Consider the following 14,067-nt stretch of genomic DNA (forward strand, 5'->3'; position numbering starts at 1 on the left):
AAACTTATATTTAACTCGGCTTGAAGATATCGATCGCTCTTATTCTTGATGTGCGATCGATTATTCAGCAAGCCCTAGGTAGTTATACAGCAATCCCAAACCCGTTGTGAGAATAGAAACCAAGCCCATGAAATACTCTTTTTTGACAATCAAGCCCAATGCTAAGTATAACGGCACAAAAAACCATAATATCTTGTAGGGTCTTGTAGGGGCCACTTGAGCTAAGAATAACTCCTATAAGTAACCCCACAAAATTAATTACATAAAGATTCCTTGCTAGGTAATGGTTGCAGTAGAAATATTGTGTAATTAATTCTGGACTACTACTTACAACCCAGTTTATGAGTGATCTCACCCGCCTGACCCACATTTTCGCGATTGCCCAAATCAGCACGCGCCAGGCCTCCGTGCATAAAACTGAGATGCACCCTTGGTATTTGGTATTTGGTAATTTATAAGTGGTGATTAAAATTTCAAACACTCTTACTTCTTCCTTGTCCCCTCAATATCCATCTGTTAAATCCCTTAAATTTATTACACCATCCGTTGCCGAACCTCTTTGTTCCTCCTGACTAATGACTAATCCAAAAAGCTTTAGACCTTAGTTTAATTTCCTCGATTCATCTGTGGAGTAGATCTAAAACCTAAAATCTAAAATCTAAAATCTATTGACTTCCCCCTTAACTTCCCGCAACCGCTTGCGAGAATAAAAATAAGCCATCGGCCCGCTAATGCACCCCCGCAGTTGAGCCAAAAGTAAATCACTAGGAATACAGCCCGGTTGCTTTCGCCAAGAAGCAATTAATTCAGGAATTTGCTTATACCGCAGCCATCCCCAAGCTAATAGAGGCACACTGAATTCTCTATTGATTACAAACATCCGCGTCCAGAAAGCATAGACTCCGATGCCGTAGCCTTGGAGCGTTTTTCGCAATTCTTCCCAAGTGCGCCGATGGCGGTGCCAGCTCAATGCTCTCGGCTCGTAAACAATGCAGTAGCCCGCACGCAAAATGCGGGCAAAAAGTTCACAGTCTTCGCCGCCCACCGTAGGTGTTCCCGCCCCCAAAGCTTCGTCAAACAGGCCAATGTAGTCGATCGAACTTTTCCGCAAAGCCATACTCGCCGAAACTCCCACAAGATGCACAATCAGAGGATTGCAGTGCGCCCCGTCAACTACTCGGCGCTCAAATCCCCGCCCGTGGGGGCTGTAGCACTCAAACCATTCTTGCGCTTCGGTTTCCAGTTCCAAGGGCATCACCAGCCCTGTAACGCACATCACTCGGGGATCGCTAAAATTCCACAAGAGCGATCGCAGCCAGTTCGGATCGGGGGCAGCATCGTCATCTGTAAAGGCTACGAATTCATGTTTAGCTTCGCATAAAGCTCGGTTACGGGCAGCGCTGGAGCCTGCTAAGTCTTCGCGCACATAGCGGACTTGTGGATAATTTTTGACCAGTTCCTTGGTAGCGTCTGTGGCGGGACAATTGTCAATTACTAAGTATTCCTGACCATCATCAGGCAGCAGCATCAGCGCGTCTAGACAGCGCCGCAAATCTTCCGGGCGATCGCGCGTGCAAACTGCTACTGTGGCGATCGGCAATACCTCAACCGACCCCCGCTCATCCCATTCTAGAGTGTCGTAGAGCAAGTTTTTCCACAAGTTGTCACCAGCACAATTCCTCAGTGTTTTCCGTAATTCGTCACCGCCAATGTGGCCTCCGACTACGTGAAAAAGAGCTTGACCGATCGGTTTTCCGTGCAGTCGAATTAAAATCAAGGCTTTGCTGTAACGCTCCTCAACCGTAATTTCTGGCGGGAGTTTGGATATTTCCAGCTCAAGAATAGCTGTTGCCATTTTAGATTTTAGATTTTAGATTGCGAAAAAATCCTCGATACTCCGTATATTACCGGATGTATTTTAGCAGAAATTGTTTTAGGGGTAGCAACTTCTCAATGCCATACTTGCCGATCGCGAATCAAACATAAAGCCTCATTTTGTTATGGCTATTATTTATTTTTACTTTCAATTACGTGCTGATGTCAAGTTTTTTTGCTACATCATAATATTTTTTATCAAAAACCTTCGCACCTCCAGGCAGGTGTCAATTGCAGGTGTTATTGGCGGTCGGCGCGGTCTCCAGTCTCCCCCTTAATACCAAATCTAAAAACCAGATTTTTTGATCAAACCGGGTTTGTGCGATCGCTCCTCATTTCAGCTTTAATTGCGCTCTGATAATATTCAAGGGCAACATACCAAACAATTAAACACTCTCGCCCTTCAAACTTTCGCGATTAAGCCGCGCACGGATTAGGTGAAGAACACTCCCAAACTCAACCCTAAATCAGATCTAGCAATGATAAAAAAAACAGGAGATTACAGGCTGGTTGGAGACTCATCGAGCTGAGATTACTTCTGGCAAGTTAGTGGTATTTTTACAGGATGAATATCATCTATTGTCTGGGGATTTATGTGGCTATGTTTGAGGTTCAACAAAAAAAGGCATCGTTTTGCCCCCTAGTCAATGAGCGGAGTAAACAGACCTATTATGGGGCAGTCAGTCGATTTTAGATTTTAGATTTTAGATTTTAGATTTTAGATTTTAGAATTGAAGTATTGACCCCCCGGATAAATTCGGGGGCGACTTTATCGGATACAGGTTTTTTATTTCTGGACGGATGAATCCAGGGGCTTGTATCCTGGATGTTTTCGGTCAAAAAGCCATTTAAACTCTCTCCTCGATAGCCACAACGTTTGCTTAGAAGAATGTATCAAACTTTTACAAAGAAACCGAGCAAACTCATAAAGTCTCTCTCTGCCCTGACAAAAGCAGTTAGCTAGCACGATGCTGGCTCTCCGTTTTTCAGATTGGACTATACACGGCCCTCACACCCCTAAAAATGAAGAATTGTAAAGTTTTATCAAGATGTTTGGACATCTGAATTAAAATCTTCTCATAAAAAAGACTAGCTTTTAGCAGGCGCAAATTGTGAAAAAAGGTTTAAAACTCAGAATATGAGATCGAGCTCGCTGCTCTTACATGGTGCAATAAAATGTAACTTTTGATGCAAGAACCAGTAGCCTGAACTTTGTCCAAGACCGAATTCCCGTCCGGCCAATGCCTTCGGAAAATCGCTTTCTGGGCGCTGCATCAAATCTTAAGTGCAATTACTTTCCTTGCACGAGAGCCGGAGCCTTCGAGCAAACATTTAACTCCAGGGCTTACGCACCACAACTTTAGATAAACCGGGTTTTTTTACCGGGAGCGAGGGCGGCAACAAAGTGTTTTCGTTCATCAAACCCGGTTTCAGCGTCCGAGACTGAACTTGATCGAATGAATGCAGTCGCAACCAATGTTTAAATGTTGCGATACTGCAAGTTGCGTGCAAAGCAGGGAGCTAACCGCAGTGATGGATCTCGATTGTTTACCTTACGGCGCAGGCCACGCACAGGAAGGGGTCTGTCTGCTAGTCCGAATGGGGCCGCACCGCATTTTACTCGACTGCGGTATAGAGGATATTGCACCGCTGTCAGCGACACAAAATCGATCGCTGCCAGCCGATTTTGTGGTGTGTACCCACGCCCACTCTGATCATGCCAGAGGTTTGCTAGCACTCCATCAATCTTTCCCCCACTTGCCAATTTATGCCAGCGAAGTGACAGCGCGACTGCTACCGCTCAACTGGCCAGAACTGGCTCAGCAGCCAGAGTCTCGGTTCTGTCAGGGACTGCCCTGGCAGTCGCCACTCGAAGTGCGCCCAGGACTCAGCGTGCAGTTGTTCCCGTCGGGCCATTTGCCCGGAGCGGCGACTGTGCTGCTGACTTATGCAGCCCCGCACCGCACCTACACCGTGGTTTACACCGGCGACTTTTTCCTGTCTAATTCTCGTTTGGTGGAAGGTTTGCCCCTGGGAGAACTCAGGGGCATGAAGCCGGATGTATTAATTTTGGAAGGCAGTTACGGCACGGCGCGCCACCCTCACCGCCGACAACTAGAAAATCAGTTAGCCGATCGCATCCACCGCGCCATCACCGACGGGTACTCGGTACTTCTGCCCGCGCCGGCCCTCGGTTTGGGCCAAGAACTGCTGATGCTGCTCCGCAGCCACCACTATTTCACTGGCCGCGACTTGGATATTTGGGTAGACGGCACTGTCGCCGACGGGTGCGACGCTTATCTGGAACTGTTACCCCAATTTCCCACCGCCGTCCAAAATTTTGCTCTGCACCAACCTTTGTTTTGGGACGAAAGGGTGAAACCCCGCGTCCGCCGGCTGTCTGCCGAACAACGCCCCGGATTGGGAGCCACGCCCTGTATTGTAATTACAGACAAGTTAGCTGATTTGGCTTTGTATGTTGCCGATGGCACACATCCTTGGATTTTGCTCGCCCCTCAAAAACCAGGATATCCCGTCAGCGACTGGCTGGGCAACAGGCCCGAATCTGGAGTCACAAGTGTCGAAACTTATCTGCTAGCCGAACACTGCGACGGGCCGGGGACGACCCAACTCATCCACAATTTGCGTCCCCAGCACGTAATTTTAGTCCACGGTTCCCCTGCATATTTGGCTGACTTGGCTAACTTGGACGAGCTGCGAAACCGCTACCAGTTGCATACTCCGGCGGCCGGAACACTTGTCGAATTGCCGATCGGGGAAATGTTTTTGCAGCCCGCTATCCCGGAAACTAACTATGAGGGAGAACTCAGCGAATTGGGGACAGAGGTAGCAATTAGCTTGCCGAGTCCGATTACAGCCGATCCTCGGTGGGCCAATTTTGCCGATACCGGTTTGGTAGAAGCGCGCTGGCAAGGCGAAGAACTGGTACTGCGCGGCATCTCCCAGCGGGAACTCCTTTTTCAAGGCAGCGCCGTTCAGGCCAACCTTGAATGCTGTGGCAATTGCCAGCACTACCGCAGCCAGCGCTGTTGGAACCAGTCCAGTGCTTTGTTTGGCTTTAAAGTAACCCCCGACGGTTTCTGTCCGGTGTTTAAAGCGATACCGGAGTCGGAACTTTTCCTAGATGGGGAAACAGAGGGCGAATAAGCTGTCGGGCACCGAGAAACCAGCCGGCAGGCAAAGACAACAAAAAAACAGTCCTGGACGAACCCAGACAAAAAACCCGGTTTCAGCAGGGGTAAGCTGTCGGGTATTTAATTTTTAAACTACTGTGTACTTACGCTGTTGTGGGGTGGGTAGGAGATTCCGCCATCAAGCTTAAATTTAAAGGCAAAATAGCTTATGTGGTCACAACCCAGAATATGTTTGGCCTAAACCGGGTTTTTTGCATAATTTCTCCACAAAAAAGGGAGAAAAGTCGTTTTCTTTTCCCCCAAGTTTTCCTTGTGCCTCAAGCGCGAGCTCAAAACTATTCCAAATTCGAGTCTGGGTAGTGATTGCGAATTTGTTCGGCTTCGGGACAATCGTCAGAAACTAGGGGTTCGCAGTTAGTTCGGGATACCGAAGCCAACTTCTGGGATACAGCTCCAATACTTTCAAGACGCACCATTTCTTCCCAGGAGCTGATTTCGTCTTCTTCGTCGGTTTCGTAGCGCAGCGTGACTAGATCCCCTTCAATATCTAGGATACGAGCGCGCTCTATCCAACGTTGCTGATCTCGAAGAAAAATAGAAACCTCACGACCATCACAACAGAGTTGATAGATTTTGCGCTGTAGCATTTGTCAGTTCTCCTGCGCAGTGTAACTTGCTTAAAATATGGTCTGTTTACCGTAACGTACTTTGGGTTTTACATCGGAAGGCACAGCCGTATGGACTGGCCAGTTTCACGTTTTCCGCAACTTTTGTACCGATGGGAGTTACCAAATTCGATTTTACCACCAAATCTATCTAGTACGCCATTTATCCAATTACAGGTTTTGCAGTCAGTGGCATCCCTCGTGAGAGGCATTTGCCAGCATAGATCGAAGCATTAGGACTTGACGACGGCACGCGATTAACAGCGACAATAACAACAGACTCTGCCTCAGAAATCTCGCTCTCTTTGGCCTCAAGTCCCCCAGAAACCTCTGGTTTCGACGTTTGTTCGATCGTCCACTAACGCAGTCAAGGCTCAATCTAAAATCTAAAATCTCGAAGCGAAATCTCTAAAGCGACAATAAAACAGCGACAATAAAAACAGACTCTGCCTCAGAAATCTCCCTCTTTTCTGCCTCAAGTCCCCCATAAACCTTTTGTTGCGACGTTTGTTTGATCGTCCACTAACGCAGTCAAGGCTCAATCTAAAATCTAAAATCTAAAATCTAAAATCGATGGACCGGAGTGTGATAAAAATCACTGACAGCAGGCAGCCCCTAAATGTAGAAAATGGTGGCGGCCAACAACTAGCTTCAAAACGGGCAGCGGAACCTGTGGCGGTTAAGCTAAAAGAATTGCGGTTCCGTTCAAAACAAATTGGAGTCATTGCTCGTGCGTATTAAGGAGGCTAATTGATGGTGTACGCAGAAAATTGGTCGCAGCCGTCTATCTTAGAGCTAGCGCGATCGGGCAACTTTCAAGCCCTGAATTACTGGATTGACAGCTTGCTGCGCCCCGAAGGGATTTATGCCCGCGTCGAACAGGCTCAGGCCGGCTGCGTCCAAATCCTCGTAGAATTCCAGCGCGAATTTGCGCCAGATACGACATTACTCGGGAGCACTCTCCGGGAAGGCTTAGTCAAATTTATTTGCCACCAACTCTGGAGACTTAACTCGCCAGCAGTAGAAGGAGTGCGAATTCACGCGCGCTTGGCTGGGGATGCAGACCTTCTCTGGAAACAGTCAGTGCGAATTGTCACTCCGGCAAACCGCCAGCGACGGCGTTACCGTTCCCTACCGATCGTCGATTGGGTTAAATTTAAAACGTATCGTTCTGTGCTGCTAGTGGGCTCGGCACTTGCCTCTTTTATTTTAGGGTGTTGGGTCAGTTATCACGAGGCTCTGACCCTGCAGTTAGTATCTCCAGTATCCGGCTACCAGCAAGCTGCTGTAATTTCGGGGCCGCCTCCAAAACGTGCGGATACGGTGCAAGCGGCATTAGAAGTGGTACCAGTAGTACAGCAAAAGCAAGTTGCTAATCCTTACGACCCAACAGTAACGCTGATGTTTGGAGGAAATGTGAATCTATCGGATGCGCTCGGAGCATCTGCTGCCAACGATCACCAATGGGCTTTCGCCAATATGGACGAGTATCGACAAGCAGATGTGGCGATGGTTAACCTAGAAAACTCCCTGACTCGCTCTACATTGGGCTCTGCCAAAAAACAATTAAATTTTAAAGCCGATCCAGAATCGGTGAAAGTATTAACAGCCGGAGGAGTGGATATTGTCAATCTGGCAAATAGCCGCGCTATGGATTACGAGGAACCGGGGCTGGTGGAGACTATGAATACTCTAGATAATAGTGGGATTCAACACCTGGGAGCCGGCAGAGATATTAAAGAAGCGAGGCGTCCAGATATTATTGAAGTTAAGGGTCAGCGAATTGCCTACCTCGGTTATTACGATGCCGAGCTTAACATCGCCGACCAAGGGAAAGCGGGAACTAACCCCCGCCGCAACAATCGCGTGGCGGAGGATATTCGAGCTCTTAGGGGTCAGGTAGACTGGATTATTGTTAATTACCACTGGGGAGTCGAATTGGCAGATTATCCAGGGGACTGGCAGATTGATTTGGCTCGGTTCACGATCGACCAAGGAGCTGATTTGGTAGTGGGACACCATCCCCAGGTACTGCAAGGTGCAGAAATTTACAAGGGCCGCCCGATAGTTTACTCGCTGGGTAATTTTATATTCGGCCCGAATGCTCGCAGGGATTACGATACCGCAGTCCTGAAAGTATCGCTCAAAGACAGGAATATGAAGGTAGAGTTTCTGCCTGTGGAGGTAAAAAAGTTGCAGCCGAAGGTGGTGAAGGGAGCCTCAGCCGATCGCATCCTCAAACGCGTCGAGCAAATTTCTAGTATTTTCGATCGACCGATGGGATCTTCTGTAGTTCTCGATGCCCTAGTCCAGCCAGGAGCCACATCAAACACTGCAAATTCTCCATTGCCACGAGCAGCAAAGAGCGGTACATACCAGCCGGGGCGAGGTTCCGGGGCAACCTCCGGTGAAAGCAATCAGCAAGGCCTCGGACAACCCAAACCTACTTTGATTTTGCCGGCTTTGCCGGCTGCGCCCCAACAGCCGGACAACTCCTCATTTTTCCCGAACGGGACAGGGCCTGCAATTGAATCAAACCCATCTCCGAATCAAAATTTGCCGCCGCGCATCTACCCCACTCAACCTCAAAATCCCAGCCGGGAACCAGAGCCGTTTACAAAAGAGCCATTCATCAAAGAGCCGTTTATTTCGCCCCCGTCTCCCAATCAAGGAGCAGTGCCGAGTCCCCAAAGCTATCTTCCACGCACTCGGGGTGTATCTTTTGAAGTCGCACTCAAAGAGCAGCCGGCCTCCGCGATCGTTCCAGCTACCGGCAGCAACCGCTCCAAGCACCGGATCGCCCTGCCTCCTATAGCTAGGAGCATTGGTTAGCCGGTGGGGGCCGGAGCGAGGATGCAGGGGGAGGATAGGGGCGGTAATGGGTGAACATCAAGATAATAGCGACCAATTATTAACGATCGATTTACTGACAACCAATGATCAATGACCTACTACCGATGACAAATGTGTTTGCGATCGCGCTCAAGCAAAAGCAGTACAAAACCTATATCCTCTCCGACGAAACGGCTAACTCTACTCTAGAAGTTGTGCCGGAACGGGGCGGTATTGCCACTAGCTGGCTGGTTGAAGGCAAAGAAATCTTCTATTTGGACGCCGAACGGTTCGCCAATCCCGATCTGACTGTACGTGGCGGGATTCCCATCCTGTTTCCCATCTGCAGCAATCTCCCCGACAATACTTACACCCACAAGGGAGTGGAGCGTCACCTCAAACAGCACGGCTTTGCTCGAGACTTGCCTTGGACAGTAGGCGAACAAGTTACGGAGGGTTGCGCCGCTCTGACGCTGATTCTCGACAGCAGCGACAAGACGCTGGCTGTTTATCCCTTTGATTTCCAACTAGCCTTCACTTATCAGATTAAAGGCAATTCTTTGGAAATTTTTCAGCGATACACGAATCTGTCTGACGAACCCATGCCGTTTTCTAGTGGTTTGCATCCCTACTTTTTGGCGACGGACAAATCTCAGCTCCGCTTTGAGATTCCGGGGATGCAGTACAGAGATCACAACACCCACCAAAAGGGTTATTTCACAGGGGTTTTTGACCCGACGCTGGATGAAATTGATGTTTCCTTTGACGAGCTTACTGGTCTTGCTGCTACTGTCACTGACGCGGCGAGCGGCTTGCGACTCACCCTCAGTTACAACTCCAGCTATGGGAAGTTGGTTTTCTGGATGGTGAAGGGCAAGGATTTTTACTGTTTGGAACCTTGGACTGCTCCTCGAAATGCCCTCAACACTGGTGAACACTTGATTTATTTGCCCCCTGGCGCGACTTGCGAGATGCTGGTTCGCATGACTGCAAATTTTATTTAAAAAACACTTGCTATTTCAAATGAGGGGTGCTACTGTTAGAAATTGTGTGCGGTAACAATGTTTTCGCGGGTCGCTAGCTCAGCGGTAGAGCATTCGGCTTTTAACCGATTGGTCTCGGGTTCAAATCCCGGGCGACCCATAAAAAATTTGTGAGTTAAGAATTTTGAGTTTTGAGCTAAATGCTCGGAACTCAAAATTTTGTTTTTTGAACTTTTAAGTAAATCTGGAAAGATAGTGCGCGATCGGTGGCAAATTGTCTTAATATTATCGTAAGAATTAAGCTTGTCCAAAATTCACTGCCCAAAAATCACAAATAATTAGGAGGAATATCTATGGCGCTTGTACCTATGCGATTGCTGCTCGACCACGCGGCTGAAAATGGTTACGGCCTACCGGCTTACAACGTCAACAACATGGAGCAAATCCAAGCGATCATGCGCGCTGCTGACGAAACCAACAGCCCTGTGATTCTGCAAGCTTCTCGCGGCGCTCGCTCCTACGCTGGCGAAAATTTCCTGCGCCACTTGATTTTGGCAGCAGTTGAAACCTATCCTCACATTCCCATTTCCATGCACCAAGACCACGGCAATGCCCCCGGCACTTGCTATTCGGCCATGCGCCAAGGTTTCACCAGCGTGATGATGGACGGTTCTCTGGAAGCGGATGCTAAGACTCCCGCCAGCTACGAGTACAACGTTCAAGTTACTCGCGATGTGGTGAATGTTGCTCATTCGATCGGCGTTAGCGTTGAAGGCGAACTGGGTTGCTTGGGTTCTCTGGAAACAGGAATGGGCGAAGCAGAAGACGGCCACGGCTTTGAAGGTGCGCTTTCTCACGATCAGTTGCTGACAGATCCTGAACAAGCTGTGGATTTCGTTGAGCAAACCGGCGTTGATGCTCTAGCAGTCGCGATCGGCACTTCTCACGGCGCTTACAAGTTCACTCGCAAGCCGACTGGCGAAATTTTGGCAATCAGCCGCATTGAAGAAATTCACCGCCGCTTGCCGAATACTCACTTGGTAATGCACGGTTCTTCTTCTGTGCCCCAAGAATTGCTGGAAATCATCAACAGCAATGGTGGCAAAATCCGCGAAACCTACGGCGTACCTGTGGAAGAAATCCAAAAGGGCATCAAGTGCGGTGTTCGCAAGATCAATATCGATACTGACAACCGTTTGGCGATTACTGCTGCGGTGCGCGAAGCTTTGTTTGCCAAGCCCGATGAGTTTGACCCCCGCCACTTCTTGAAGCCGTCGATCAAGTATATGCAGAAGGTTTGTAGCGATCGCTATAATTCTTTCGGTTGCGCTGGTCACGGTACAAAGATTAAGCAAGTGTCTTTGGACGATTTTGCAGCTAAGTATGCTAAGGGCGAATTGAGCTCTTCTGCTAAGAAGACTGTGGCTGTTTAAGAATTTTACGTTTTAGATTTTAGATTTGTCTGAGGTCTAAAGTTAGGATTGCCGGGTAGCTGTGGAGTTGCCCGGTTTTTGTTTTTGGACACAAACCCATAGAAGTGATATTGAAAACTGCGATCGCTATAGCAGTATCCCTACTTTTTCTTACAATGAAGCTAATGTTCGTGGGAAATTCAACGGTTTGAATCAAAGGTGAACGAATGGCAAAGGTTATTGCAGTTACAGAAGCTATTAAAAGCCTGGCTGAGGCTGAATCAAGGTTGAATTTGAGCCGAAATGAGGATGAGGCTTTTTTTACAGAGTGGCAAGCCCAATTGCCAACTCTCAGCGATTCTGAACAGACTGCTTTGGATACGCTACGACGCAGATTGCTATATCATAGGGCCGATGGAGAATTGTTAGAAGGGGCAGTGACTTTGCTGGTGGCATCACCTTTTTTAGAACTGGCGGGATTCTACGATCCACCTTTCAAGATGAAGGCTGAAGCTGCTATCGAAATTGCGATCGATGATGGGGAAGAAACCCTGCGCGGACGAATTGATATTTTGATTTTGCCGAATCAGCTTTGGGTAATGGTTTTGGAGTGTAAGAAGACTACGATATCGACGCGATCGGCATTACCCCAAGCATTAGCATACATGATGGCAAATCCTGATCTGGATAAACCGAGATTTGGTATGTTGACGAATGGCGATGATGTGTTGTTTGTGAAAGTCAAGGCTCAACCTACAGCCGAATACGGGTTATCGCGGGCATTTTCGATTTATACTGTGCGAAGTGAATTGCGATCGGCTTTTCAAGTCTTGAAGCATTTAGGGCAAGGCATCAGTGCCGTCTAAGTTACTGTCAAGGGCGCACAACACGAATCAGTTTACCTTGCAAAGATTCTTCTGCTGTAATAGCCGCGTTGATTCGGTTAGCCAGCGCTTCTCAATTGCGATCGTTCGTACAGGCGATAATGCCAGCATGAAGGGGCTGTATGCGGTGCAGCAGAAAGAAATCTTTACGGTTTTCGGTAATGACGACCGGTTTTTCGCTACTAGCAAAAGCTAAAACATCCGGGTCAGGAATTTTCTGATTCGCTCTGCCTGCTTCTTGAACAGTCAAAACATCGTGTCCTAAAGCTCTCAGTAATTCTACAACAGGATAGGGGTATTGCTCATCGGCATAGAGACGTGCCATCTGCTACAAATTCTCGTCCATCACTTCATTGTTTTCCCGAATTTCTGTTTCAATTTCATCGGAGAAAGCTTCGGCGTATGCCCAAGCATTAGCAATATCAGTCGCAGATAGCGATAGATAGCTTGTGAGTAAATCAGCTTCGCTGTAGCCAATGCGACGAGCTTCTACAAGTCCCCAAACGGCGATGCGAGTTCCAGCAATGCAGGCACTCCCGCCACAAACACCAGGCGTTTTTTCTATACCGCGCCAAGGAGTGATTTTGCCTTGGGATAGGAGTTGAACGACTTGAGCTTTTTCGTCGTCAGAGAGTGCCAGCAGTTGAGGCTCTAATTCTTTCAGCGTCATGACAAACAATGGAATTGCTACTACCAATTATTCTATCGAACCGATCGCCCCATTTACCCGATCGCCCATTGCCACTCCTAATAATTTGGGTGAAGGGCGAGAATGCAAGCAATGGTTGTATAAATTACACTGTATGGGCGATCGCATATTGCCTCAGTACAGGTGAAATCGTGTAAAAATTTGCTTGTTGTTCAATCAAGCAGCGCCGCCATAGAGATTGCAGCGCATTTAGCAAATCTGAAGCCGGAATTATGTCATTTTCTAGCAATTTTGCCCGGTTGATTGGCTGGCTTTCTTTCGCTAACAATGAGATTACTTGTTTTTCCAGTTCTGATAGGCGATCGAACTGCTGCTGTAAAACATCTTTCAAATCTTCCGGCAACAATATGGTATCATTTGGTAATAACTCTGTCACGCCTCCACCCAAGTCTTCAATCAGATTCGCTACGCTTTGTAACCATAGAGGATTGCCTTGGTAACGATGAATGAGAGTTTCAGTGTTGTCGATTTCTTCTAACCCATAATCTCTGAGTATTTCCCGTCCGGCGGCGAGGCCTAAACCTTTGACTTGTAAAGTGCGAATAGAAGTATTTTGGTTTTTAGCTTGAGTCACTTCTCTCGGTTGTTCCCAACCGATTAACATAAAGCAGCTTTGATGGGATAATTTTTCTATTTGTTTGAAGAAGGTGCGATATTCTTCGGATTCTGGTTTGTATTTTCCTGCCAATTCGCCACTACAGAAAAGGTTGTGAACGTCATCTAAGATTATTAAACAGCGATGGTTTTGTAAATACTTAATCAGCGGTAAGCGTTTTTGGTTTGTTGGGGATGAATCTTCTTTTTCGGAATGGCAAAAAAGCTGTATTAGGTGAGATTGAAATTTTTCTAGGGTGGGGAATTCGTCTAGTGTGTACCAAACTGCGTAATCAAACTCGTCTTTAATTTGTTGTAGGAGTTGCACTGCTAAGGTGGTTTTGCCGATACCGCTGATGCCGGTGAGGGTGATGAGGCGACAGCGTTGTTGTAGAATCCAGGTGGTGAGGGTTTGGAGTTCGGGAGTGCGATCGAAGAAATCACCCAACTCTGGCATTTCGCTTAAATCTTGATGTAGAGTTTTGGTTTGTTTTGGGTTAGATGTTTCCTGATTTGGTGGGTTTGAGTTTGGGATATTTGGCGGGTGTCTAGCTTCTCCACAGATATTAACGCTGTTAATTTGCACCGATTCTTCTTGTGCAACGTTTGAATATATTGAAACTTCCAACCTCTCCATTGCCGATCTAAAATTTGTTTTATTAACATCTTCTCCCAACTCTTCTGAAAGTATCTGCCATAATTCCGATCCGATTTCCCTGATGCGACTTTCCGAACAGTCAAAATCTTTCGCTATTTCTTTGTATTTCTCGCGTTGTAGAGTTCCCCGCAGTACCGCTGCTTGTAAATCGTCAAGGTGCTGACCTGTTTTCTCGAAAACTATGCGATCGGCGAGGTTTAGCATTTCTTTAAGATTCATCTGGCAGCATTGGTGACAAGTTAAGGAAAAAGGGAAATTGTCAAGGGTAGTATTTGCATGGGTCTGGGATCGTGGGAAACT

At 47.6% G+C, this 14,067-nt stretch carries 11 protein-coding genes and 1 tRNA gene; 7 read left to right on the forward strand and 5 right to left on the reverse strand.

Features of this window, described 5'->3' with window-relative positions:
- Window positions 1-658: 658 nt before the first annotated feature.
- Window positions 659-1,855 (reverse strand): glycosyltransferase, encoded by a 1,197-nt coding sequence (locus QT979_RS27410; RefSeq protein ID WP_333208854.1) that lies wholly within the window; start codon window positions 1,853-1,855, stop codon window positions 659-661.
- 1,553 nt (window positions 1,856-3,408) lie between these two features.
- On the opposite strand from QT979_RS27410, the gene QT979_RS27415 reads away from it, so the two are divergent.
- On the forward strand, window positions 3,409-5,043 hold the full coding sequence (locus tag QT979_RS27415; protein ID WP_333312244.1) for an MBL fold metallo-hydrolase: 1,635 nt from the start codon (window positions 3,409-3,411) through the stop codon (window positions 5,041-5,043).
- Window positions 5,044-5,365: 322 nt separating this feature from the next.
- On the opposite strand, the gene QT979_RS27420 is transcribed toward QT979_RS27415, so the two are convergent.
- Window positions 5,366-5,677 (reverse strand): DUF6679 family protein, encoded by a 312-nt coding sequence (locus QT979_RS27420; protein ID WP_006633466.1) that lies wholly within the window; start codon window positions 5,675-5,677, stop codon window positions 5,366-5,368.
- Between the two features lie 603 nt (window positions 5,678-6,280).
- Here QT979_RS27420 and QT979_RS27425 point away from each other — a divergent pair.
- The 6 genes from QT979_RS27425 (at window position 6,281) to QT979_RS27450 (ending at window position 11,788) form a co-directional block, all read left to right on the forward strand.
- Entirely contained in the window at window positions 6,281-6,436 is a 156-nt protein-coding gene (locus tag QT979_RS27425; protein WP_158307982.1) for a hypothetical protein, read from the forward strand.
- Window positions 6,437-6,448: 12 nt separating this feature from the next.
- On the forward strand, window positions 6,449-8,527 hold the full coding sequence (locus tag QT979_RS27430) for a CapA family protein (RefSeq protein WP_333312240.1): 2,079 nt from the start codon (window positions 6,449-6,451) through the stop codon (window positions 8,525-8,527).
- 134 nt (window positions 8,528-8,661) lie between these two features.
- Complete coding sequence (locus tag QT979_RS27435) at window positions 8,662-9,531, forward strand: aldose epimerase family protein (protein WP_445304818.1); 870 nt, start codon at window positions 8,662-8,664, stop codon at window positions 9,529-9,531.
- A 67-nt stretch (window positions 9,532-9,598) separates the two neighbouring features.
- Window positions 9,599-9,670 (forward strand) — tRNA-Lys (locus tag QT979_RS27440).
- Window positions 9,671-9,863: 193 nt separating this feature from the next.
- The gene (fba, locus tag QT979_RS27445; protein ID WP_006633469.1) at window positions 9,864-10,943 is read left to right on the forward strand and encodes a class II fructose-bisphosphate aldolase; all 1,080 of its coding nucleotides are present in this window, start codon (window positions 9,864-9,866) and stop codon (window positions 10,941-10,943) included.
- Between the two features lie 206 nt (window positions 10,944-11,149).
- Window positions 11,150-11,788 carry a type I restriction endonuclease gene (locus QT979_RS27450; protein ID WP_333312241.1) on the forward strand — a complete coding sequence of 213 codons (639 nt, stop codon included), beginning with the start codon at window positions 11,150-11,152 and terminating at the stop codon, window positions 11,786-11,788.
- 91 nt (window positions 11,789-11,879) lie between these two features.
- Here the strand turns inward: QT979_RS27450 and QT979_RS27455 are convergent, their stop codons facing one another.
- The 3 genes from QT979_RS27455 to QT979_RS27465 form a co-directional block, all read right to left on the reverse strand.
- A complete protein-coding gene (locus QT979_RS27455; RefSeq protein ID WP_333312242.1) occupies window positions 11,880-12,131 on the reverse strand; it encodes a DUF5615 family PIN-like protein in 252 nt (83 codons plus the stop codon).
- A 3-nt stretch (window positions 12,132-12,134) separates the two neighbouring features.
- Window positions 12,135-12,476, reverse strand: coding sequence for a DUF433 domain-containing protein (locus tag QT979_RS27460; RefSeq protein WP_333312243.1), 342 nt, complete (start codon window positions 12,474-12,476; stop codon window positions 12,135-12,137).
- 124 nt (window positions 12,477-12,600) lie between these two features.
- Entirely contained in the window at window positions 12,601-13,986 is a 1,386-nt protein-coding gene (locus QT979_RS27465) for an NB-ARC domain-containing protein (RefSeq protein WP_333312245.1), read from the reverse strand.
- Between the last annotated feature and the right edge of the window lie 81 nt (window positions 13,987-14,067).

It is taken from the genome of Microcoleus sp. w2-18bC1 (assembly GCF_036700365.1).
Lineage (GTDB): Bacteria > Cyanobacteriota > Cyanobacteriia > Cyanobacteriales > Microcoleaceae > Microcoleus.

Bases quoted from the DNA above. Each gene is read 5' to 3' on its own strand.
- fba (WP_006633469.1), top strand. From the start codon at position 9,864: ATGGCGCTTGTACCTATGCGATTGCTGCTCGACCACGCGGCTGAAAAT.
- QT979_RS27410 (WP_333208854.1), bottom strand. From the start codon at position 1,855: ATGGCAACAGCTATTCTTGAGCTGGAAATATCCAAACTCCCGCCAGAA.
- QT979_RS27420 (WP_006633466.1), bottom strand. From the start codon at position 5,677: ATGCTACAGCGCAAAATCTATCAACTCTGTTGTGATGGTCGTGAGGTT.
- QT979_RS27455 (WP_333312242.1), bottom strand. From the start codon at position 12,131: ATGGCACGTCTCTATGCCGATGAGCAATACCCCTATCCTGTTGTAGAA.
- QT979_RS27415 (WP_333312244.1), top strand. From the start codon at position 3,409: ATGGATCTCGATTGTTTACCTTACGGCGCAGGCCACGCACAGGAAGGG.
- QT979_RS27430 (WP_333312240.1), top strand. From the start codon at position 6,449: ATGGTGTACGCAGAAAATTGGTCGCAGCCGTCTATCTTAGAGCTAGCG.
- QT979_RS27460 (WP_333312243.1), bottom strand. From the start codon at position 12,476: ATGACGCTGAAAGAATTAGAGCCTCAACTGCTGGCACTCTCTGACGAC.
- QT979_RS27450 (WP_333312241.1), top strand. From the start codon at position 11,150: ATGGCAAAGGTTATTGCAGTTACAGAAGCTATTAAAAGCCTGGCTGAG.
- QT979_RS27465 (WP_333312245.1), bottom strand. From the start codon at position 13,986: ATGAATCTTAAAGAAATGCTAAACCTCGCCGATCGCATAGTTTTCGAG.